Annotated in this window: 23 protein-coding genes; 1 reads left to right on the top strand and 22 read right to left on the bottom strand. The window is 61.3% G+C overall.

Annotated elements, in window-relative coordinates; translation table 11 throughout:
* Positions 1-34: 34 nt before the first annotated feature.
* The 15 genes from ftsZ to KYK33_RS02470 form a co-directional block, all read right to left on the bottom strand.
* Positions 35-1,186: a cell division protein FtsZ gene (gene ftsZ / locus KYK33_RS02540; protein WP_005891146.1), complete on the bottom strand. Its 1,152-nt coding sequence runs from the start codon at positions 1,184-1,186 to the stop codon at positions 35-37.
* Positions 1,187-1,226: 40 nt separating this feature from the next.
* A complete protein-coding gene (ftsA, locus tag KYK33_RS02535; protein WP_042041806.1) occupies positions 1,227-2,486 on the bottom strand; it encodes a cell division protein FtsA in 1,260 nt (419 codons plus the stop codon).
* Positions 2,467-3,219 (bottom strand): cell division protein FtsQ/DivIB, encoded by a 753-nt coding sequence (locus tag KYK33_RS02530; protein ID WP_224431925.1) that lies wholly within the window; start codon positions 3,217-3,219, stop codon positions 2,467-2,469. The genes ftsA and KYK33_RS02530 overlap by 20 nt, the downstream gene beginning before the upstream one ends.
* A gap of 96 nt (positions 3,220-3,315) precedes the next feature.
* On the bottom strand, positions 3,316-4,770 hold the full coding sequence (gene murC, locus KYK33_RS02525; RefSeq protein ID WP_042041808.1) for a UDP-N-acetylmuramate--L-alanine ligase: 1,455 nt from the start codon (positions 4,768-4,770) through the stop codon (positions 3,316-3,318).
* Between the two features lie 108 nt (positions 4,771-4,878).
* On the bottom strand, positions 4,879-5,973 hold the full coding sequence (gene murG, locus KYK33_RS02520) for an undecaprenyldiphospho-muramoylpentapeptide beta-N-acetylglucosaminyltransferase (protein WP_263479992.1): 1,095 nt from the start codon (positions 5,971-5,973) through the stop codon (positions 4,879-4,881).
* Positions 5,970-7,154, bottom strand: a complete 1,185-nt coding sequence (ftsW, locus tag KYK33_RS02515; RefSeq protein ID WP_042041809.1) for a cell division protein FtsW — start codon at positions 7,152-7,154, stop codon at positions 5,970-5,972. The genes murG and ftsW overlap by 4 nt, the downstream gene beginning before the upstream one ends.
* A gap of 91 nt (positions 7,155-7,245) precedes the next feature.
* Complete coding sequence (gene murD, locus KYK33_RS02510) at positions 7,246-8,529, bottom strand: UDP-N-acetylmuramoyl-L-alanine--D-glutamate ligase (RefSeq protein ID WP_224431924.1); 1,284 nt, start codon at positions 8,527-8,529, stop codon at positions 7,246-7,248.
* Positions 8,530-8,531: 2 nt separating this feature from the next.
* Positions 8,532-9,614: a phospho-N-acetylmuramoyl-pentapeptide-transferase gene (gene mraY, locus KYK33_RS02505; RefSeq protein WP_042041811.1), complete on the bottom strand. Its 1,083-nt coding sequence runs from the start codon at positions 9,612-9,614 to the stop codon at positions 8,532-8,534.
* Positions 9,608-10,963 (bottom strand): UDP-N-acetylmuramoyl-tripeptide--D-alanyl-D-alanine ligase, encoded by a 1,356-nt coding sequence (murF, locus tag KYK33_RS02500; protein WP_224431923.1) that lies wholly within the window; start codon positions 10,961-10,963, stop codon positions 9,608-9,610. Before murF ends, mraY begins: the two co-directional genes overlap by 7 nt.
* Before the next feature lie 67 nt (positions 10,964-11,030).
* On the bottom strand, positions 11,031-12,563 hold the full coding sequence (gene murE, locus KYK33_RS02495) for a UDP-N-acetylmuramoyl-L-alanyl-D-glutamate--2,6-diaminopimelate ligase (RefSeq protein WP_224431922.1): 1,533 nt from the start codon (positions 12,561-12,563) through the stop codon (positions 11,031-11,033).
* Positions 12,508-14,253, bottom strand: coding sequence for a penicillin-binding transpeptidase domain-containing protein (locus KYK33_RS02490; RefSeq protein WP_224431921.1), 1,746 nt, complete (start codon positions 14,251-14,253; stop codon positions 12,508-12,510). The genes murE and KYK33_RS02490 overlap by 56 nt, the downstream gene beginning before the upstream one ends.
* Positions 14,250-14,564, bottom strand: a complete 315-nt coding sequence (ftsL, locus tag KYK33_RS02485) for a cell division protein FtsL (protein WP_042041817.1) — start codon at positions 14,562-14,564, stop codon at positions 14,250-14,252. The genes KYK33_RS02490 and ftsL overlap by 4 nt, the downstream gene beginning before the upstream one ends.
* A gap of 3 nt (positions 14,565-14,567) precedes the next feature.
* On the bottom strand, positions 14,568-15,506 hold the full coding sequence (rsmH, locus tag KYK33_RS02480) for a 16S rRNA (cytosine(1402)-N(4))-methyltransferase RsmH (protein ID WP_042041819.1): 939 nt from the start codon (positions 15,504-15,506) through the stop codon (positions 14,568-14,570).
* Entirely contained in the window at positions 15,507-15,965 is a 459-nt protein-coding gene (gene mraZ, locus KYK33_RS02475) for a division/cell wall cluster transcriptional repressor MraZ (protein WP_042041821.1), read from the bottom strand.
* A gap of 241 nt (positions 15,966-16,206) precedes the next feature.
* Entirely contained in the window at positions 16,207-16,503 is a 297-nt protein-coding gene (locus KYK33_RS02470; RefSeq protein WP_224431920.1) for a hypothetical protein, read from the bottom strand.
* Positions 16,504-16,721: 218 nt separating this feature from the next.
* Here KYK33_RS02470 and KYK33_RS02465 point away from each other — a divergent pair, with 218 nt between their 5' ends.
* Complete coding sequence (locus tag KYK33_RS02465; RefSeq protein WP_224431919.1) at positions 16,722-17,621, top strand: lytic transglycosylase domain-containing protein; 900 nt, start codon at positions 16,722-16,724, stop codon at positions 17,619-17,621.
* Here the strand turns inward: KYK33_RS02465 and KYK33_RS02460 are convergent.
* The 7 genes from KYK33_RS02460 to KYK33_RS02430 are packed head-to-tail and all read right to left on the bottom strand — an operon-like array spanning position 17,557 to position 22,496.
* Positions 17,557-18,012 (bottom strand): hypothetical protein, encoded by a 456-nt coding sequence (locus KYK33_RS02460; protein WP_224431918.1) that lies wholly within the window; start codon positions 18,010-18,012, stop codon positions 17,557-17,559. The genes KYK33_RS02465 and KYK33_RS02460 overlap by 65 nt on opposite strands.
* Positions 18,009-18,947 carry a lateral flagellar motor protein LafU gene (lafU, locus tag KYK33_RS02455; RefSeq protein WP_042041825.1) on the bottom strand — a complete coding sequence of 313 codons (939 nt, stop codon included), beginning with the start codon at positions 18,945-18,947 and terminating at the stop codon, positions 18,009-18,011. Before lafU ends, KYK33_RS02460 begins: the two co-directional genes overlap by 4 nt.
* Positions 18,948-19,805, bottom strand: coding sequence for a lateral flagellar motor stator protein LafT (gene lafT / locus KYK33_RS02450; RefSeq protein ID WP_042041828.1), 858 nt, complete (start codon positions 19,803-19,805; stop codon positions 18,948-18,950). It abuts the gene before it with no gap.
* A gap of 53 nt (positions 19,806-19,858) precedes the next feature.
* Positions 19,859-20,569, bottom strand: a complete 711-nt coding sequence (lafS, locus tag KYK33_RS02445; RefSeq protein ID WP_042041830.1) for a lateral flagellar system RNA polymerase sigma factor LafS — start codon at positions 20,567-20,569, stop codon at positions 19,859-19,861.
* A 7-nt stretch (positions 20,570-20,576) separates the two neighbouring features.
* Positions 20,577-21,035 (bottom strand): lateral flagellar basal body-associated protein LafF, encoded by a 459-nt coding sequence (lafF, locus tag KYK33_RS02440; protein ID WP_224431917.1) that lies wholly within the window; start codon positions 21,033-21,035, stop codon positions 20,577-20,579.
* 31 nt (positions 21,036-21,066) lie between these two features.
* On the bottom strand, positions 21,067-22,167 hold the full coding sequence (locus KYK33_RS20175; RefSeq protein WP_269745809.1) for a flagellar hook-length control protein FliK: 1,101 nt from the start codon (positions 22,165-22,167) through the stop codon (positions 21,067-21,069).
* Positions 22,158-22,496: a LafX gene (locus tag KYK33_RS02430; RefSeq protein ID WP_224431916.1), complete on the bottom strand. Its 339-nt coding sequence runs from the start codon at positions 22,494-22,496 to the stop codon at positions 22,158-22,160. Before KYK33_RS02430 ends, KYK33_RS20175 begins: the two co-directional genes overlap by 10 nt.
* Between the last annotated feature and the right edge of the window lie 68 nt (positions 22,497-22,564).

Here is a 22,564-nt window from a genome sequence, read left to right as displayed (position 1 = left end):
CTTAAACAACAAACAAACCAGCCCCGTTAGAGGCTTAGTCTGCCTGCTTGCGCAGGAAAGCCGGAATATCCAGATAATCAGGCTCACGACGAGCTTGTGGCTCGGCATTCACCGCCTTGGCCGGGGCCTCTTCCATCACGCGAGACTGCAGGGCTTCGCTGATCAGGGGCTGACGGGCCGGACGCTCTTGTACCATGTTGTTTTTCACGAGCGTGATGTCGCTCTTGCGATCGGCACCGATACCAGTCGCAACCACGGTCACCCGCAGCTCATCTTGCATCTCTGGGTCGATTACGGTACCCACCACCACGGTGGCATTCTCGGAGGCGAAGGCCTTGACCGCGTTACCCACGGTTTCGAACTCTTCGATGGTCATGTCCATGCCGGCGGTGATGTTGACCAGGATGCCACGGGCACCGGCCAGATCCACGTCTTCCAGCAGCGGGCTGGAGATGGCTTTCTCGGCAGCTTCTTCGGCACGGTCATCCCCGGAGGCGGAACCGGTACCCATCATGGCGGTACCCATCTCACGCATCACGGTACGCACATCCGCGAAGTCGACGTTGATCAAGCCCGGACGGGTGATCAGCTCGGCAATGCCCTGTACCGCGCCCAACAGCACATCGTTGGCCGCCTTGAAGGCGTCCAGCAGGGAGATACCGCGGCCCAACACCTTCAGCAACTTGTCGTTGGGGATGGTGATCAGGGAGTCGACGTTCTTCGAGAGCTCTTCGATGCCGTGGGCGGCAAAGCCCATCCGCTTCTTGCCTTCGAAGGAGAACGGCTTGGTCACCACGGCGACGGTCAGTATGCCCATCTCGCGCGCCACTTCGGCCACGACGGGGGCCGCGCCAGTACCAGTACCACCGCCCATGCCCGCGGCAATGAATACCATGTCGGAACCGGTCAGCAGCTCACGCAGTGCTTCACGGTCTTCCAGGGCGGCTTCACGACCCACATCCGGGCTGGCTCCGGCACCCAGTCCCTTGGTGATACCACTGCCGATCTGCAGTGTGGTGTTGGCACTGGAGTTACGCAGTGCCTGGGCGTCGGTGTTGATGGTGATGAATTCAACACCTTCGATGTTTTGACGAACCATGTGCTCGACTGCGTTGCCGCCGCCGCCACCCACGCCTATCACCTTGATGACAGCTTCGTCCGTGTGGCTATCCATAAATTCAAACATGTTGTCTCTCCGCTTTATTTGCCTGACTCAGCAAAATCTTTTAGAACTCGCCACGCAACCAGTTGCTGACCCGTTTGACCAGCCCACCGACACTTGCCTTGGCGGTATAATCGTTGCTACTGCCTGTGGATTGATGGGTACGGCCGTATTGCAGCAACCCGACCGCGGTCGAGTAGACTGGCGCCTGCACGTAATCGCTCAATCCGCGCACATTCATGGGTTCCCCGACCCGGACCTGACACTGGAATACCTGCTCTGCGCACTCCACTATGCCTTCGATCTGGGCCGCACCACCGGTCAGTACCAAACCGGCGGCCAGCTGATGCTTGACCCCCTGCTGTTTCAATTCGCTTTGCACCTTCACCAGCTCGTCATTGATCATGGAGAGCAGCTCGGTGTAGCGCGGCTCTATCACCTCGGCCAGGGTCTGTCGTTGCAGACTGCGGGCCGGGCGTCCACCGACGCTGGGCACTTCAATATTGTCTTCTTTACTGACCAGGCGGCCCAGCGCACAGCCGTAGCGCACCTTGATGGCCTCGGCGTCCAGCGGCGGCGTGCCGAAGGCGTAGGCGATATCGCTGGTGACAGTGCTGCCGGCATAGGGGATCACCTTGGTGTGACGCAGGGCCCCGCCGGTAAACAGCGACATGTCCATGGTGCCGCCACCTATGTCGACCACGCAGACACCTAGCTCTTTCTCGTCTTCGGTCAAGACGGCGTAGCTGGAGGCCAGGGCGGAGAAGATCAGCTGATCGACCCTCAACCCCACCTTTTCCACACACTTCTCGATGTTGCGAGCCATGTCGTTGTGGCAGGTGATCAGGTGCACCTTGGCGGCCATCCGTACCCCGGACAGACCGACCGGGTTTTTGATGCCCTCCTGGTAGTCGATGGCAAACTCCTGGGGCAGCACGTGCAGCACCCTCAGCTCATCGGACAGACGCACCGACTTGGCGGTGTGGATGACGTTGTCCACGTCCTCCTGAGTCACCTCCTCGTCGGAGATAGGCACCATGCCGGTCTCGTTGCGGCAATCAATGTGCTTGCCAGACAGACCCAGATAGACGGAGCTAATCTGGCAGTCGGCCATCATCTCGGCCTCTTCCACGGCTCGGCGCAGGGACTTGACCACGGAATCCAGATCGTTGACCCCGCCCTTGTCCATGCCGCGAGAAGTATGGCTGCCCATACCGATGACATTGAGTTCACCGTCCGGCAGCACTTCGCCCACCAGAACCGCCACCTTGGTAGTGCCGATATCCAGCCCGACAATCAGATTTCTATCTGCGGTTTTGGTCATGCGCTTTCTCTTCGTTCTTCTTCCAGCCAACCGCCATCCCGGTGTCGTATCGAAGGTCCACATAAGCCACTTGCTCACGGGGTTCGATGATCGGGAAGACATCGATAAATCTCTGTAGACGGAGCGCCATATCCGAGCGCCCCACGAACAGTTGAATATTGTTATCCAGCGTCAGTTCCCAGCCATAACGTGGGGTCAGATTGACCGCACTGAGCTTGTAACCACGCTCTGCCAGCTGCGCCTCAAAGTGGTGGCTGTTCTCCAGCACCTTGGCAGCCTGGTCATCAGGGCCGGACAGTTGCATCAAGGGGCTCTTCACCCGATTTGGTGCACTGAACAGCTCACCCTTGGCATTGATGAATCGGTCGCCATTCCAGCGGGCCGCCACCTTCTGCTCCGTGAGGTAGACCTTGATCTTGTCGGGCCACTTCTTGCGTACCGACACCTGGGCGACCCAGGGCAATGCCGTCAGACGTGTCTGCAGGGCATTCACATCCATCTCGAAGAAGTTGCGGGGCGCATCGCCATCCAGCACGGCACTGCGCAACTCCTCCGCCTTGATATATTGGTGTTGCCCCTGTACCAGCAAGGCACTGATGGGCAACCGGTTGGCATCTGTCAGCCAATCCTTTACGTCCAGCGCACTCTGGTAGAGCCCCGCCATCACCAGGAGGAAAAACGTCACTCCGATGATGAAGCCGCCCTTGGTGCGCCCTTGTGCCCTTGCCTCCACCCGTCATATCCCCGTAAAACGTGACCAGACCGCCGGCCGGGCCGGGTGCGCCATTATATAGGCCCCGGCTTGGCGGTCAAAATACTCATTAGGCCCTCAGGCGCCGGATTTCATGCTCTCTACGCTCAATTTCATCTCACCGAGACGTCGGGCCAGCGCCCCCACGTTGCCCGCCCCCTGGGTCAGCACCAAATCCCCCTCACCGATGAGATCCGCCAACACGGCCGGCACATCATCCGGCGTGGCGACAAAAACCGGCTCCAGGCTGCCACGGGAGCGAATGGAACGGCACAGGGCGCGGCCATCGGCGCCCGGGATCGCCTCTTCACCGGCGGCGTAAACCTCCAGCATCACCAAGACGTCCACCTTGGAGAGCACGTCGGCAAAATCTTCATAGAGATCGCGGGTGCGGCTGTAGCGGTGCGGCTGGAATACCATCACCAGACGCTTCTCGGGCCAGCCGGCGCGCGCGGCGTTGATGGTGACCTTCACTTCGCTCGGGTGATGGCCATAGTCATCCACCAGCATGGCCTTGCCACGCCCGGTCTCGAATTCGCCATATTGCTGGAAGCGACGCCCCACTCCCTCAAACTTGGCCAGGGCATTGATGATGGCCTCATCACTGACACCATCTTCGGTCGCGACCGCGATTGCGGCAGCGGCGTTGAGCGCGTTGTGCACACCCGGCAGATTCAGAGTCACTTGCAGCTCACCGGCATCTTTACGGCATACCCGGAAACTGCTGCGATGGGTGGTTTGCACGAAGTCCAGCACCTGCACATCGGCGTCATCGGACAGGCCGTAGGTCAGGGTCGGACGCGCTATCTCAGGCAGCATGCCACGGACCACAGGATCGTCAACACATACCACAGCCAAACCGTAAAAAGGCAGGTTATGGAGGAATTCGATGAAGGTGGCTTTCAACTTGGAGAAGTCACCGCCATAGGTGTCCATGTGGTCCGCTTCGATGTTGGTCACGATGGAAACCATGGGCTGCAGATGCAAGAAGGAGGCATCGCTCTCATCCGCTTCCGCTATCAGATAGCGGCTGCTGCCCAGCCGCGCATTGGTACCGGCGCTGTTGAGCAGGCCACCGATGACGAAGGTGGGATCCCGGTCCGCCTCGGCATAGATACTGGCGACCAGACTGGTAGTCGTGGTCTTGCCGTGGGTGCCGGCGACGGCGATGCCATGGCGAAAACGCATCAGCTCGGCCAGCATCTCGGCGCGGCGCACTACGGGGATGCGTTGCTCGCGCGCAGCAAGCAGCTCGGGGTTGTCGGTATTGATGGCGGTGGAGACCACCACGACGCTGGCGCCATCCACATGCTCGGCACTGTGACCGACGAAGATCTGCGCCCCCAGGCTGGCAAGCCGCGCCGTCACGGCATTGCTGGCCAAGTCAGAGCCTGAGACCTGATAGCCTTCGTTGGCCAGCACCTCGGCAATGCCGCCCATGCCCGCACCACCTATGCCGATAAAGTGGATGCGACGCACGCGGCGCATTTCGGGGATCACAGTACGCAGTTTTGCCAGTTCAACCTTGTTCATAATTCTCTCTTGACTCTGCCGCCAGTCCCGCGCACTTATCTGCAACGCGCTCTGCGGCCTCAATACATTGAGGGGTAAGACTGCATGGCTTGGCCTGTGCAATCCTGATCAGCATGCTTTCTCACTCTGCCCGGTGGCGAGCCGCTTGCACTCATCGGCAACCCGTTCTGCCGCATCGATAATGGCGACGCGCCGCGCCGCCTTGGCCATGTTCAACAAGATCTCCCTGCGCCCGGCCAGCCAGCTGAGGCGGGCCGCCAGGGTGGTTGGGCTCAGTTCCGCCTGGGGCAGGAATTCGGCGGCGCCACCATCGACCAGGGTCAGGGCATTGCGGGTCTGGTGATCGTCCACCGCATGGGGCAGCGGCACGAAGATGGCCGCCACACCGGCGGCAGCCACTTCGGAGACGGTCAGGGCCCCCGCGCGACACACCACGAGATCGGCCCAGGCATAGGCATCGGCCATCTCCTTGATAAAGTCGCTCACCTCCGCATCCTGCCCCAGGGCGGCATAGGCATTGGCCACGGCCTCCCTGTTTCCTTTGCCGGTCTGGTGGCGCACCTCGATGGGCACTCCCGCGGCGGCAACCGCGGCGGGGACCTGTTCATTCAGCACCCGGGCACCCAGACTGCCGCCAATGATGAGCAGGTGCAGAGGGGCGGGCTGAGTGCTGATGCGGCTGGCCGGTTCCGGCAGCGCCACCACTTCCGGGCGGACCGGATTACCGACCACTGCGGTGCGGTTGCTGGGAGCAAACGCGCCGGGGAAGGCCATCAGCACTCGCTTGGCGAGGCGGGCCAGCAGCTTGTTGGTGAGGCCGGCCGCCGCGTTCTGCTCGTGCAGCAGCAAGGGAATACCGGACAACCAGGCCGCTACGCCACCTGGACCCGAGGCGAAGCCCCCCATGCCGAGCACCACATCAGGCTTGATCTCTTTCAGTACCTGACGCGCCTGCAGTATGGATTTGACGATGCGGTAAGGGGCGACCAGCAAGCGCTTGATGCCATTGCCACGCACCCCCTGAATGTCGATGAAGGAGATGGGGTAGCCATGGGCCGGCACCAGCTCGGCTTCCATGCGATCCGCCGTGCCGAGCCAATGTATGGTCCAGCCTTGTGCCTTGAGCCTGTCAGCCACCGCCAAGCCGGGGAACACATGGCCCCCGGTACCACCGGCCATCACCAACAACGTCTTGCTACTCACGCAACCTCCCGCACGCGCGCCTGGGCACTGGCCTGGCGCAATTCGAAATCGATCCGGATCAACATGCTCACCGCGACCGTCATGATGATGAGACTGGAGCCACCATAACTGACCAGTGGCAGGGTCAACCCCTTGGTCGGCATCATGCCGCTGGCGGCACCCACGTTGACGAAGGTCTGGAAACTGAACCAGATGCCGATACCGATGGCGAGATAGCCCTCATAGAGCTTGTCTGCCACCAGGGCCTGATGGCCCAGCTTGAGCGCCTTGTATGCCAGGGCGAAAATCAGGAAGAGGGCGCCGAGCACCCCGAGATAGCCGAGCTCCTCACCCAGGATGGCGAACACAAAGTCGGTGTGGGCCTCCGGCAGGTACTCCATCTTCTGGATGGAGTTGCCGAGCCCTTCCCCAAGCCAGCTGCCGCGGCCAAACGCCATCAGGGACTGGGTCAGCTGATAGCCACTGCCGAAGGGGTCGGCCCAGGGGTCGAGGAAGGAGGTCACCCGCCGCATCCGATAAGGCTCGGCGATGATCAGGGTCACCACGGCGCTCACCCCCACCAGAATGAGGGCGATGAACTGACCCATGCGGGCCCCCGCCAGGAACAGCATCCCCAACGAGGTGACAAACATCACCACCACGGAGCCCAGATCCGGCTGGGCCAGCAGCAGCACGGCCACCAGGAAGAGCACCGCCATCGGCTTCATGAAGCCGATGAGCCGCTCGCGCACCTCGTTCTGGCGGCGTACCAGGTAGCCCGCCAGATAGACAAAGAGCGCCAGCTTGCCAAATTCGGCTGGTTGCAGGTTGAAGGGCCCCAGGGGCAACCAACGCACCGAGCCGTTGACGCTGCGTCCCACCAGCAGCACCAGCACCAGCATCAGGATGGCGAGCAGCAGCATGGGGCCGTTGTATTGCTGCCAGCGGGCCATGGGCACCTGCAAGACAAACCAGGAGATACCGAGCGCCATCACCAGGAAGAGGCCGTGGCGTTTGACAAACATGAAGGGGTCGTTGGCCAGCGCAATCCCTTCCGGGATGGAGGCCGAGGCCACTATGACCAGCCCCACCGTCATCAGGGAGAAGCCCAGCACCACCAGCTGGCGATCGTAGAGCGCACCGGGCCGGGCGGGCAGCAGGATCCGTTGCAGGAAAGCCAGGGTCGCGCGCAGGGCGTTCATAGGGCCATCACCCGTTCAGCGGTAAGGCGATCACCGCGAACGTCGAAGGATGTGAAGAGGTTAAGCCCGTCCAGGCTGGCAAGGGGCGCGTTCATAGCATCAGTACCAGTTCGGTGAAGCGATCGCCCCGTGCTTCGAAGGATTTGAACTGATCCAGACTGGCGCAGGCCGGAGCAAGCAGCACCCAGTCGCCGGGTCTGGCGTCGGCTGCGGCCTTGGCGACGGCGGCCTCGAGGGAGTCAACCCGCTCAGTCTGCTCGCCCAGCGCCAGCAAGGTGTCGGCATCCTGACCAAAGCAGTACATCTTGTCTATCTGGCTGCCGAGCAGCGCTTGCACAGGGCCAAAATCCTGGCCCTTGCCCTGGCCGCCAGCCAACAGCAGCAGGCGCCCCTTGACCGATTCCCGCACCCCAGCCACGGCGGCCAGGGTGGCCCCCACGTTGGTGGCCTTGGAGTCATTGATCCAGCGAACCCCCGCCACCTCGCGCACGAAGCGGGCACGGTGGGGCAGTCCTTCGAAGCGGCGCAGCACGGCAAGCTGTGGCTCGCGGGGAATGCCGACGGCGTCGCACAGGGCCATGGCGGCAAGGGCGTTGGCCTGGTTGTGGGCACCGACGATCTTCATCTCGTCCACCGCGATGAGCGGCTCGCCATGCAGACTCAGCCACAGGCGCTCCTCGCAGAGGGTTCGGCCATAACTCTTGTCGTCCAGGCCAAAACTTTGCCAGAGCTCGCCCACGTCGGGCAGGGTCAGGGCATCGTCCCGATTGACCAGAATATGTTGGGAATGCTGATGGATCTCTTGCTTGGCGGCGCGGTAATCGGCCATGCCCACGTAGCGATCCATGTGATCCTCAGAGAGGTTCAGCACCACTGAGGCGACGGCGCGCAGGCTATGGGTGGTCTCGAGCTGGAAGCTGGATAGCTCCAGCACGCAGAGATCCATTGGCTGCTTGAGCAACGTCAGCGCAGGGGTGCCGATGTTGCCACCGACGCCCACCTTGAGGCCCGCCTCGGCGATCATCTCGCCGACCAGGGTGGTGACCGTACTCTTGCCGTTGGAGCCGGTGATGGCAATGACGGGGGTGTGGGTCTCGCGCACGAACAGCTCGATGTCGCCGACTATGTCCACCCCCCGCTCGGCGGCAGCCCTGAGTTCGGGGGTCGCCAGGGCAATACCGGGACTGGCCACGATCAGGTGGGCCTGGGTGAGCAAGGCTTCATCCAGTCCCTCAATGAGTTCAACCCCGGCCGGGAGCTGATCCTGACCAGGGGGATTGCGACGGGTATCCATCACCAGGGGGGTCACACCACGGCCGAGGAAATAATCGACACAAGAGAGACCGGTTTTCCCCAGACCTATGATGATGACCATGATTAACGCACCTTCAGGGTGGCAAGACCCAGCAGCACCAGCATCAGGGTGATGATCCAGAAGCGCACGATGACGCGCGGCTCGGGCCAGCCCTTCTTCTCGTAGTGGTGATGGATGGGCGCCATGCGGAAGATGCGTACCCCGCGCAGCTTGTAGGAACCGACTTGCAGGATCACCGAGACGGTCTCCATCACGAAGACGCCCCCCATGATCACCAGCAGGAACTCCTGGCGTACCAGCACGGCTATGGTGCCAAGGGCGCCGCCCAGAGCCAGTGAGCCCACATCCCCCATGAAGACCTGAGCGGGATAGGTATTGAACCAGAGGAAGCCCAGGCCCGCCCCTATGATGGCGGTGCACACAATCACCAGCTCGGAGGTATAGGGCACATAAGGAATGTGCAGGTAGCTGGCAAAATTGACGTTGCCGGTCGCCCAGGCAATCAGGGCGAAGCCTCCTGCCACCATCACGGTCGGCATGATGGCCAGGCCATCCAGACCATCGGTCAGATTGACCGCGTTGGAGGTACCGACGATGACGAAGTAGGTCAGCAGGATGAACATCAGCCCGAGCTGCGGCATCACATCCTTGAGGAAAGGCACCACCAGCTGAGTCTGACCATCATGGGTGGCCGTGGTGTAGAGGAAGACGGCGACGATCAGTGCCACCGCGGATTGCCAGAAATATTTCCAGCGGGCGATCAGACCATCGGTATTCTTGCGCACCACCTTGCGATAGTCATCGACGAAGCCGATGGCGCCGTAGGCGGCCAGCACGAACAGCACCAGCCAGACATAGGGGTTGTCGAGGCGACACCAGAGCAGCACGGAGACGAAGATGGCCGCCAGTATCATCAGACCGCCCATGGTCGGGGTACCCGCCTTGCTGAAATGAGACTCAGGGCCGTCCTGGCGGATCACCTGGCCAAATTTCATGATCTGCAGGCGACGGATCAGCCGTGGTCCCAACCAGAGTGCCACTCCGAGCGCCGTGAGGATAGACAGGATGGCGCGCAGCGTCAGATAGGAGAAGACGTTGAAGAAGGTGAAGTGCGGGGTGAGTAATTCCGCCAGCCAGACTAGCATGAGGCTTGCTCCTGATGGTCGGCGACCATGTTGACGATCTCTTCCATGCGCGAACCCCGCGCCCCTTTCACCAGAATCGAGATGGTTTGTTCTGTGTTTATCATCTGTGCCAGCGCGTCATACAGGGACGCCTTGTTATCAAAATGTCGACCACCCGCGGCATCCGCGGTGTGGCGGCTCTGTTCACCGACCGTCAGCACGGCGTCGAGGCCACGCTCTCGGGCGTGGCGTCCCACCCGTGCATGTTGCGCGGCAGACTCCTCACCCAACTCCTTCATGTCACCAAACACCAGCACCTTATAACCGCCCATGGCGGTCAGGGCATCGATGCCTGCCAGCACGGACTCCACGCTGGCGTTGTAAGTGTCATCGATCAGGGTGAGACCACCCCAGCGCCGTACACAGAAGCGCCCCTTGACCGGTGCCATCTGCTCCAGCCCCGCCTTGACCGAGGCAAGCGACGCCCCGAGTGCCAGGCAGCCCGCGGCGGCGGCCAGGGCGTTGGCCACGTTGTGGCGACCCGGGATGGCCAGGGTCAGGTTCACTTCCCCTTGCGGGGTCACCAGCACGCACTCGGCGCAGCCCTGCCCGTTGAGTACGATGTTGCGGGCATGGAACGGCTGGCTCTGATCTTCGATAGAGAAGGCACAACGGATCCCTTTCGCCTGCCACTTGGGCCAGAACTCGTTGTCGGCGTTGACGATGGCAGTTCCCTGCTCACTCAGTCCTTCGAAGATCTCGCTCTTGGCGTGGAACACCCCTTCCAGAGAGCCGAAGCCTTCCAGATGGGCGGCGGCCACATTGTTGATGAGGGCGGCATCGGGCCGGGCCAGGGAGGTGGTCCAGGCAATCTCCCCCGGGTGGTTGGCGCCCAGCTCCATCACCGCAAACTGATGGTGCGGTTCGAGACGCAGCAGGGTGAGCGGCACGCCCACCTCGTTGTTGAAGTTACCCGCGGTGGCCAATACCTCACCTTCGTGACGCAATATGGCGGTCGCCATCTCCTTCACCGTGGTCTTGCCACAGCTGCCGGTGATCGCCAGCACCTTGGGATTGACGCGTTCCCGCACCAGTCGACCGAGCAGACCCAGCCCCTTGAGGCTGTCCGTCACGATCAGCTGAGGAATGGCCAGGGGCAGCTCGCGCTCCACCAGCAAGGCGCTGGCGCCTGCCGCCATGGCTTGCTCACAAAAATCGTGGGCGTCGAAACGCTCACCGCGCAGGGCAACGAAGAGTGCGCCCGGACCCAGAGTACGGGTATCCGTGCTGATCGCTGTGATCGCTGCATCCTCGCCCAGCAAGCGGGCATCGAGAACCAGGGCCAGTTCGGCAAGCCTGAGGGTCATCATCTGAATGACTCCAATATTGTGTCCAAGGCGGCCGCGACGGTCTCCCGGTCGGAAAGCCTGAGGGCCATCATCTGAATGACTCCATTAATGTGTCCAAGGCAGCCGCGACGGTCTCCCGATCGCTGTAGTGCCGCTTGTCGGTACCAATGATCTGATAATCCTCGTGCCCCTTACCGGCCACCAGGATGATGTCTTCTTTGCTCGCCTGCGCTAACGCGTATTCGATGGCCTTGACCCTGTCGTGCTCTATGGTCACGGCGTCAGGATCGGCAAGACCCGCCACCATGTCAGCCATGATGCGGGCCGGCGATTCGGTACGGGGGTTGTCATCGGTCAGGATCACGCTGTCCGCATGTTGCTCTGCCACCGCAGCCATCATGGGGCGCTTGCCGCTGTCCCTGTCTCCGCCACAGCCGACGATGCACCAGAGCCGACCCTCGCAGTGCACCCGCAGGGCCTGCAATGCCTTCTCCAGCGCATCCGGTGTGTGGGCATAATCGACCACGGCGAGCGGCACCTGACCACCGCCAAAGCACTCCATGCGGCCCGTCACCCCCTGCAAGCGGGGAGCGGTCGCGAGCAGTTGCTCAAACTCATGACCGAGTACCAGCATGACCCCCATGGCGGCCAGCACATTGCTGACGTTGAAGCGGCCGAGCAAGGGGGCGGATAATACACCATTCCCCCAGCTGGAGTTAATGGCAGAACTGAATCCCTGCTGATGAAATTGGGGATCCTGCGCCGTCAACTGTCGCCCTGGATGGTTTTCAATCGGACCATGGGTACCGAAGGCCACCGCCTGGGGATGGAGAGCCAGCCATTGGCACCCGAGCGGATCATCATGATTGATGACCGCATGGGGCGCGTCGACCTGCTTGAGCAGCAGCGCCTTGGCTTCGCCGTAGGCCGCCATGGTGCCGTGATAGTCGAGATGATCCCGGCTCAGGTTGGTGAACACGGTGGCGGCGAAGTGCAGCTCGGCCACCCTGTGCTGCACCAGGCCATGGCTGGAAACCTCCATGGCAACCAGACTGGCGCCTTTGTCCCGCAAGGCGGCCAGATTGGCCTGCACCTCTAGAGCGCTGCCCGTGGTGTTGGCGGCTTCAATCAGCTCGCCAAACAGACCATTGCCTATGGTGCCCATGACGGCGGCCTTGCCACCCTGTTCACCGACCAGCAGGCTATGCCAGTTGGCGACCAGCAAGGCGGTGGTGCTCTTGCCATTGGTGCCGGTGATACCAATCAAGTCCAGCGCCGCCGCAGGCTCCCCGAAGAAACGCCCGGCCAGACCCGACAGCCTGGCGGGCAGATCGCCAAGGCCGATGCAGGGCACATCGAGCGCTGGCGGTGCAAATGTCCCATCTTCCTCAAACAGCACGGCGCTCGCCCCCTGGGCCACCGCCTGTTCGATGAACTGTCTGCCGTCGACCTGATGCCCCTTGAGCGCCACGAACAGACAGCCGGGGCCGACCCGTCGGCTATCGAGCTGCATGTCGGTCAGCGGGAGCGCCTGGGCCTCAATGCCAAGGGGGCGCACGAGTGCATCAAGTGTGAGGGACAACGGCGGCCTCCATCTGGGCGAGCGAGGGGGGCGGCGCATTGGGCACCGCATCGGGACGAATGTTGTAGAGCTGGAGTACGCCGCCCATGGCCTCGGCGAAGGGCGGGGTGGCAACGGCGCCGCCGTAATAGGCACTGCCCTTGGGCTCGTTGATCACCACCACCATGACGAAGCGAGGATCGCTGGCTGGCGCGAAACCGGCGAACCAGCCCATGTAGTCCTTGCCATAGCCACCGGCGACCGCCACCTTGGCGGTGCCACTCTTGCCACCGATGCGGTAGCCGGGCACCTTGGCCTTGGGAATGGCATTGTCGACCACGAACTCCAGCGCCTGCATCATGGCCTTGGCGTTGTTGTGGTCGATGACCTGCTCTCCCCTGGGCGCCTTGTCCAGCTTGATGGTGGAGATGGGTACCCGCTTGCCCTGATTGGCCAGGGTGGCGTAGGCGGAGGCCAGCTGCAGCGGTGTCACCCGCAGGCCGTAGCCGAACGACAGGGTGGCGCGCTCGATATCGGACCAGCGCCGACGCTGGGGCAGCATCCCAAGGCTCTCACCGATCAGGCCGCTGCCGGTGTCATTGCCAAGCCCGAACAGGCTGAGGGTGTTGATCATCTCCTGAGCCGGCATGCGCAAGGCGATCCGTGACATGCCGATGTTGGAGGAGTAACGCAGTATGTCGAACAGGTTGTTGGCACTGTGGATGCTGACATCCCTGATCTGCTTGGCGCCGATATAGAGCGGGCCACCCGGGATATGATCTTTCCAGCTCGTCACCCCGGCCTGCAAGGCACTCAACAATATCAACGGCTTGATGGTGGAGCCCGGCTCATAGGTATCTGTCACAACCCGGTTGCGCACCCGGAAACTCTGATACTGACCGCGGTTATTCGGGTTGTAGGAGGGGGTGTTGACCATGGCCAGCACCTCCCCTGTCTTGACGTCCAGCATGACCAGGGAGCCGGAGGTCGCCTTGTTCTCATCGGTGGCGCGCTTGAGGGCGCGGTAGGCCAGCGCCTGTACCCGCTGATCGATGCTCAAGGCCAGGTTGTTGGCATTCTTGCCCTCTTTCACCACCCCGAGCCGCTCTATGACCCGACCCTGACGATCCTTGCGCACCCGCTGTTCCCCAGGGGTTGCCGTCAGCCACTGGTCGTAACTGCGCTCTATGCCTTCGATGCCGTGGCCATCGATGTTGGTCACCCCGACCAGATGAGAGCTGATCTCCCCAGTGGGGTAGAAACGGCGGGATTCCGGGCGCAGGAAGACCCCCCCCAGCTTGAGGCCCTTGATGTATTCGGCCACCGCAGGGGTCACCTGGCGCTGCAAGTAAACGAAGCGTTTCTTGGGGTTGGCGGTACGGCGCTTGAGCACATCGATATCGACCTTCAGCACGGCGGAGAGCGCCAGCCAGGCCCGCTCGTTATGGATGGAGCCGGATTCGTGCACCGTCTTGGGATCGGCCCAGACCGCCTCAACCGGCACGGAGACGGCCAGCTGTTCGCCGTTCCGATCCGTGATCATGCCGCGCACAGCCTGGGTCGAGGTGGTACGCAAAGAGCGCAGGTCCCCCTCCTGACGCAACCTGTCCGGGTTGATCACCTGGATCCAGGCCAGACGCAAGATAAGCCCGATAAACGCGACCCCGATGAAGAACACCAGGGTGCGAAAGCGCCACGGATAGAGTGACGGGGCTTTGGCCTGCGCCTTGGCGGGCGTCTTGCGTTTCATGGTTGGTTGATTACCTTCTCAGTGGTCACCAGGGGGCGAGCCATCTGTAACTTGTCCATGGCCAGCGCTGCCACACGGGAGTGCTCGGCCAGGGTCCCCTGCTCCAGCAGCAGGTGACGCCATTCGATATTGAGCCTGTCTTCCTCGGCCATGAGATCGTTCTGGGTCGACGTCATGACCCGCGTCATGTTGGTCACCAGGATCACCGCAAAGGAGGTCACCAGCACGGCAACGGCCAGCGCGAGCTGCAGCTTGTGACGCCACAGGTCCTGGATTATCTCCTTGCCGAGGTGAACGCGGGGCTCGCTCATGAGTTAATCCGCCAACCGCTGGGCGACCCGCAGCACCGAGCTGCGTGAACGGCTGTTTTCGCTGACTTCATGGTCAGAAGGCTTGAGTGCCTTGCCCACCGACTTCAACTTGCGACCACCGGCCAGTTGGGACTCGGTCAGGGGGATGCCGCGGGGAACGTCCGGGCCCTTCTCATGTTTGCGGATGAAGTGTTTCACGAGGCGATCTTCCAGGGAGTGGAAGCTGATGACCGACAGACGGCCTTCCGGGGCCAGGGCCTGCAAGGCACCATCGAGGGCCGTCTCTATCTCGTCAAGCTCGCTGTTGATATAGATGCGGATCGCCTGGAAGCTGCGGGTGGCGGCGTGTTTACCCTTCTCTTTGCTCGGATTGACCCTGGCAATCATCTCCGCCAGTGGCCGGGTACGCACATAGGGCTCAGTGGCACGGTCATGGACGATGGCGCGGGCTATCTTCTTGGCGAAGCGCTCCTCACCAAAGGTCTTGAGCACCCAGGCAATATCATCCACATCGGCCCTGGCCAGCCACTCGGCGGCGCTCTGGCCGCTGGTCGGATCCATGCGCATGTCGAGGGGGCCATCTTTCATGAAGCTGAAACCGCGCTCTGCATCATCGAGCTGAGGCGAGGAGACCCCCAGATCCAGCAGGAAGCCGTTTACCTTGCCGAGCAGGCCGCGATCATTGAGGTAGTCGGTGATGCCGGAGAAGGGGCCATGGACTATCTCGAAACGGGAGTCCTGGATCTTGGCGGCCTCGGCGATGGCCTGGGGATCGCGGTCAATCGCGATCAAGCGGCCATGGGGGCCCAGTTTTTCCAAGATGAGACGGGAGTGACCGCCACGGCCAAAGGTGCCGTCGACGTAGATGCCGTCCGGCTGGATGGCCAGACCTTCGACGGCTTCGTGCAACAGCACTGTGATGTGTTCAGCGGCTTGGCTCATTTATAGCGAGAAATCCTGTAAACGATCCGAGCCAGCCCAGTCATCCTCGGGCAGGCTCGCGATATCGGTATCGATCTGATGTTGCCAGCGGGACTCGTCCCACAGCTCAAACTTGTTGAGCTGACCCACCAGCATGATTTTTTTGTCCAGCCCGGCATGAGTGCGCAGGGGCTGGGAGAGCAAAAGACGGCCATTGCCGTCCAGTTCACATTCGGTCGCGTGGCCGAGCAGCAGACGCTGCAGGCGGCGCTGTGCCGGATCCATGCTCGAGAGTGTCTTCAGCTTGCGCTCAATCTCCTCCCATTCATGCAAGGGGTAGAGCAGCAGGCAGGGGTGGGCGATGTCTATGGTACAGACCAGCTGGCCGTCGCATTCGTCGCGCAGCCAATCACGGTATTTGGTCGGAATCGCCAGTCGCCCTTTGACATCCAGGCTGATGGCGTGAGCACCACGCAACAAATTAGCCATCCCCAATGAGTAACACATGGTGGGCCTTTGCCCAGAAAAACCACTTTGATCCACTTTTCTCCACTGTGAAGTTTAAGGACGAGTAAAGTGCTTTTCAAGCAAGGATCCTTACGGCGGGGAACATATTGACGCAGCGGCTGACAAGGGCAGATTAAGTGAGTTGATTTTCCACAAGTTATTTGCTGGAAAAAGACAGCGATTAATTAGAGTCCCATTGAGGCAATGCCTCCATTCAGGGCGAAATAATAAAGCGATAAAGGATTAAGGTACACAAGGCAATGCTCACACCGACCACGGGATAGATGATGTAACCATCCCCAGCCCGCCGTGCTCGCAGGCAAACAAGCTGACAAAGCAGCAGGTTGTAGAGAATGAGGAGGGCGCTCAACAGCATATTTGTCGCCAAACCCAGTCCATCCATATAAAGGATGTAGAGTCCCATCAGCACGAAGTTAATCAGGATGAGATAGAGCAGAAATTTCTGCAGTGTTCTACCTGCTGTCGAGGGGTTTTTTGCTTGTGGTATCATGCTCATCACATCCTTGAATCCACATGAACAGTCGACAAAAAAGGTCTAAAACTGTTGAGAGCAACCATGTTTTTATTCCCATTCGGCCACCCAGAGATGGCGGCGCCATGAGAGTCATAACAAAATGGCTGTACTCGCTGACAATTTTGACATCATCCTGTTGTTATTCTTATCAAAACTATCATTGGCAGTCGGGTTTTCCCAGCCCCCTGACAGGGGTGGGCAATGAGCTGGTACAGGAACAGACTCAGTTCCTGCTCAAACAGCAGGATTATCTGCAGCGACGCCTGAGTCAGGTGCAACCGATGATCCGCTGGGTCGCCCAGCAGGTCGAAGCCAGACAGCTCCCCCCCCTGCTCAGTTTCGTACCCCTCATCGAGAGCAGTTACCGGCTGGAGGTTGTCTCCCACGCGGGGGCAGCCGGTCCCTGGCAATTGATGCCCCAGACGGCGAGTCGCTTCGGGGTCCCCATTAACAGCAGCTTTGATGGCCGCTACTCCCTGCCGCTCGCCACCGAGGCAGCACTCACCTACCTCGCCTGGCTCTATCAACTGTTCGATCGGGACTGGCCATTGGCCCTGGCAGCCTACAACGCGGGGGAGGGTCGAGTCGCCAAGGCCATACTGGCCGCCAACAGCCGTAATCTGTGGGATCTGGCGCTGCCGGAGGAGACGCGTTTCTATGTCGCACGCCTGCTGGCCCTCTCTCGTCTGTTGCAGAACCCAGATCGCTACAGTTTCATGCTACCCCCCTGGCGCCAAGGGGCCGATCTGCAACTCGAATCAGAACCTCAGGGCTGTTCCCTGCTGGCCTGGGCGCTTGAGAAAGGTGTTTCCATGAATGATGCCAGTCGCTGGAATCCCGCCTGGCGCCTGCCCCAGGCTCAGGGGGTAAACCGTTGTCCCATTGCCTACAGCACATCCGACGGGCACCCACCCAGTGGATATCAAGCGACCAGGGGGCCCTTTATCGCCAGTACCATTTCATTGGAGAGTCTGCATGATCCCTTGCTGCTCCAGGCAAGCAAGGGACTGGACCTGGGTCAAGGCGGGCTCAGGTTGGAGAAGGTGCCTGATCCGCTGGGTCTGGATCGACGCCCGGTTCCGCTACTGCCATGAAGCAGTGTCGCCAGTGGCTAAGCACAGGAGCCAGATCCACTTGTCCCGGATCCGTCCAGCTGGCTCCATAGAAACTCAAATACTGGCCGATGCCGCGCCTATGCATGATCTGGCACTCGAGCCGGATGTGGGGGGCAAGCGAGAGGCTGATGGTGTCAGGCAGCTCGAAACGGGACGGGGCCAGGAAGCCCACCCCGCCAGGTCCTATGTCCTTGATCACTGCCCGCCCGATCCGCTTGTCAAACAACAGACCGCTGATCAGCAGGCGAGCGGCGATGCCACAGCTTTGCGCCTCTAAGGGGGTGGTGCCGTCGTGCAGATACCAACGCGGTACCTTGCGCCTGGGATCCTGCTGCTGCAGCGTTAGCTCATGGGCTAGTTCATCCTTCATCTGGGCACACCTTCCTTGGCCTGGGCCGTCGCGGCCTGTATCTGTGAGCTGAACAACTGATCCAGGCTCTGCTCGGCCTCGGTCGTCATGATCAGCAATTCGATGCGCCGGTTACGGCTACCGGTCGGGTTATCGGCATCCTCCAGCATGGTATCGGACATCGCCACTACCTGGGCAATCCGCTGTGGCGGCATGCCGCCTGCCAGCAACACCCGTCTGGCCATCATGGCGCGATCGGAGGAGAGCTCCCAGTTGCTGTAGTTGTCTCCGGCAAAGGGGGTGTTATCCGTGTGGCCCGAGATCATCACCCGGTTCTCCACCCGCTGAAACACCGGGGCCAGCCCCATCAGCAGATGACGGAAGAAGGGGCTGATCCTGGCACTGCCCCGGCTGTACATCTCCCTGTCCTCGTTGTCCCGGATGAGGATCCGCAGCCCCTGCGGCACCAGCTGAAGCTCCAGGTTGTTCTTGGCCTGCAGTTGATCGGCCAGGGAGTCGATGACGCCAGCCAATTGCGCCATCTGTTGCTTGCCCTCGACCCGCCCCACAATCAGGTTGCTGTAGTGATCGACTCCCTTCTCATTGAGGATGCTCTGGCTGGGGTCTCTGTGTCTGGGCATCAACTGGCCGTCCGGCGTGTAAACGGGCACCAGCTCTTCCAGGGGTGAGGGCTGGCCGCCGAGGTCGACCGGGAAGGGGCTATTACGGATATCGAAGGGATTGGCCGCGTTGTCCAGAATACTGTAATCACGCAGATGGCTGGCGACCTGCTCACGCTCCTCCTGATTGGAGACGGCCAGGATCCAGAGCACCATGAACAGGGCCATCATGGCGAGGGTGAAGTCGGCGAAGGCCACCTTCCAGGCCCCTCCGCTCTTGGGCGCCGAGTTGCGTCGGTTCTGCCGCTTGATAATGATCTGTTCGTGGTTACGCATCTACATCGCCTTGTTGGTGACCCACTCTTCCAGCTCCATGAAGCTGGGTTTGACGTCGGGCTCTAATACCTTGCGTCCCGAGTCCACCGCAAGCAGAGGCTGTTTGCCACGCAACTGGGCCAGCAGTATGGATTTGACGCACATCAGCAGGGAGATGCGCCGTTTGACCAGATCTTCCATGGCGCTGCTCAGGGGCTCGAGCAGGCAGTAACACATGAATATCCCGATGAAGGTGCCGACCAGGGCCGCAGCCACGTGTACGCCAATGGCGGTGAGAGGGCCATCGAGCTGCTGCATGGTGATGATGATGCCCATGACCGCCGCCAGTATGCCGAAGCCCGGGCAGGCCTCCCCTGTCTTGTGCAGGGCATGGGCCGGTTTGAGCATCTCCTCCTCGATGGCCATGATCTCCTGCTCGAGCATGGTCTCCAGTTCATGGGGGCTGATCTTGCCCATGCCGAGCAGGCGCAGGTTGTCGATGATGAAGCCCAGCAACTGAGGATCCTCGGCGATCTGCGGGTACATCAGGAAGACCGAGCTCTGCTGCGGATTCTCGATGTGTTCATCGAGGGCCTTGAGGCCCTTGCTGCGGGTCTCTTCCAGCAGTTGATGCATCAAGGTCAGCAACTCGCGGTAGAGCTCCCGCTCAGCCTTGTTTGGCTTGGCCACCAGTTTGATCTGGCGCCACATCTCGTGGAGCACCTCTTTGGAGTTGCCGATGAACATGGAGCCGATGGCCGCGCCGAAGATAATGACCATCTCGGCGGGCTGCCACAGGGCGAGCAGGCGCCCACCGGCCATCATGAAACCGCCCAGCACACACACGAAGATGATGCCCAGGCCTAGCTGTTTTTGCATGAATGCTCCCGCACAACACAAGGAGCCTCGCCACGGGGTGTGGCGAGGCATGATTAGATGGAATCGACCAATTGCTTCTTGAGCTGAAGCACACACTGCTTATGCAGCTGACAAACCCGGGACTCGGTCAGACCGAGTACCAGGGCTATCTCCTTCATGTTCAGCTCATGTTGGTAGTAGAGGGAGAGCAGCAACTGCTCCCGCTTGTCCAGGGTGGCGAGCACCTTGCTGAGGGTCATGGCCAGGTCGGCATCATCGGATTCGGCGGTCGGCGCCCGGCCACCATTCTCCAGCCACTCTTCCAGACTCTGCAAAGCCTCGGCCTGGCTGGCATAGGCAAGCTGGCGGACCTCCTCCACCGAGGTGGCGAGCGCATCGGCCAGCTCTTGCTCGGTCGGCGCGCGCCCTGCGCTGTTGTGCAGCTCGCGCTGGGCCTGGTTGTAAACATGGACCTGCTGGCGCAGTTGGCGTGGTCGCCAGTCGAGACGACGCAGCTCGTCGAGCATGGCGCCACGGACGCGCTTGAAGGCATAACTCTCGAACTGTTGATCCGGCTCACCATCATAGCGACGCCAGGCCTCCAGCAAGCCCATCATGCCCACCTGCTCCATGTCATCCTGATCGAAACTGGCAGATACCTGGCTACGCAGGTGACTGGCCGCCCGTTTGACCAGGGGCAGATAGCGCATCAAGATGGCCTGCTCGCCTAAGATGGGCCTCTTGGCGGCGAAGACATCTGGCTGCTCCCACTCCGAATGACTCATCGCGGACCTATTGCACCAACACCTTGGTGATCAGCACTTCATCCAGATAGGTCTGATAACCATATCCCTGTAGCGTCGTGGTCAACTTGCCAAGCAGCGAGCTCTGCAGGACGCTGATGTTCTGCAGCTCCTGTCGCACGCTCTCCAGGGTCCGATGGCTGAAGTACTGCACCATGGCGTTGCGGATCAGGGGTTTGAGCTCTTCCAGCACGGTCAGCTGGGCCGGATTGTGGGTCACCAGGGCCAGTTCCAGTACCAGATAATGGGTCTGGGCCCCGCCCTCCAGGCTGATGACGAAACGCTCCATGGGTTTGAACAACGGCGTCGCACTGAGTTCAGGCTTGGCCTCGGTCAGACCGAGCCAGACCCCGATCTGCTCCCGCTTCAGATAAGCGCCATAAGCTAGCACCAGCAGTAAGCAGCAAGCCGCCACTATCACCATCAACCACTTGAAAAATCGCCGCATCGTATCTCGTTACCTTGTTGTTCGGTTGCTATCAGACCAGGGTGTTGAGCCAATCTCGGCCCCGGGTGTCGGTCGGTGAGGGTTCATCGGCCCAGTCGCGCCGCCCGGCCAGTACCTCATCCTGAGTCCAGGCCTGACGCCGCTCCTGCTCGCCCCCCTGACCCACATTGACCTCGACCCCACCGGCATGATGGGGTGCCAGGCTCATGCGCAGCCGTTCCATTGACTGGATAAGGGCGTCACGCACCGCCGGATTAGCCACATTCAGCTGCACACTGAGCTTGTCTCCCTCCATCCGCACCGTGAGCTCAAGGCGCCCCAGCTCAGGGGGGTCCAGGCGAATATGAGCCTGCTTTATCTGATGGTTGACCTGCATCTCGACCTTGTCGCGAAGCAGATCGGCCAGTTGCTGACCCCATTGAGACTGGTTGTCTGCCAGCTTGGCCGGTGCCCATTGATACTCGGGACCGCGAGCCAGCTGCTGGGTGGTGAGGGTGGGCACTTGCATCCCTTTCGATTCGACCCCCTCCCCTTTGGGCAGATCCCCCCCCAACGCAGCGATCAGGGCGGGAGGCAAAACGGGTAAGGGACGGGCGGTAACGGCTTCACCGGCGCGGGTTGTCGCGGGAGTCTGATGCTCAGCCTGGCTGGCTTGACCGGCCAGATCGGCGAAGGCACCTTGACGCAGCTTGAGCCTCGCCTGCAGCGTCTCGAATGCGAGCGATGGCACATCCGGCAACAGCGGCCGATCCTCCCGAGTCGAGACAAGTGCCTGGGTTACCTGCGTCGGGCGCGACTCCACGCTGAAAGTCAGTGTCTCCACCCCGGCACTGCGCCGGGAGAAGCCGCTGCTCGTGGATGCTGTGAAACCAGTCATGGGGTCTTGCTGCAGGAAAACAGCGAGGGCGGCGGCCAGCGCCTCCTCATCATGGTGACCCTCTTCCGGCGGGGCCTGCTCATTGCCTTGTTCTTGAGGCAGCGTTGGCAAAGGAAGAGGCGGTACCTCAGCGTGGGGGCTGTCGAGCGGCAGGTAACCCTGTTCGGGCTCCACCGGCTGGCGACTACGAATAGTGCCCTGCTCTGGGGACGCGGCGGCCAGTGTCGCCTGCTCCAGATGGCGGATCACAGCCATGACTGCACCTCGTCATAGGCTTGCATCCCTTCGCGCCCCTGACTGAGTCGTTGCCACTCTTGCTGACGGGTCTCCAGCTCGGCCCGGCACTGGGCAAGCGCCTCGCCATGCCAGGCTTTGATCTGCTGACGGACAGGCTGCAGAGCCTGCCAAAGGGAGGGCGAGTTCGCCAGTGCGCCGCAAAACTGTGCCAGCCGCTGATCGGTCAAGCGCACCGCATCCCACTGACCGGCCTGGGCCTGCTGTTGCAACTGACGACCCAGAGCCAGCAGCTGGCGCTGGCGAGTCTCATACTCGATGCCGGGTATCGATGGCTTTTTGACGGGCATGGCAAGGGCCTTAATGAGTGGTAGCACATAGCCACTAGCAAGGAGTGGGCCATAAAATAAATAATAAT

This window comes from Aeromonas rivuli, assembly GCF_020149575.1.
GTDB lineage: Bacteria > Pseudomonadota > Gammaproteobacteria > Enterobacterales > Aeromonadaceae > Aeromonas > Aeromonas rivuli.
The sequence above is the reverse complement of the archived record's forward strand: the minus strand, read 5'-3'. Positions and strand labels throughout refer to the sequence as shown.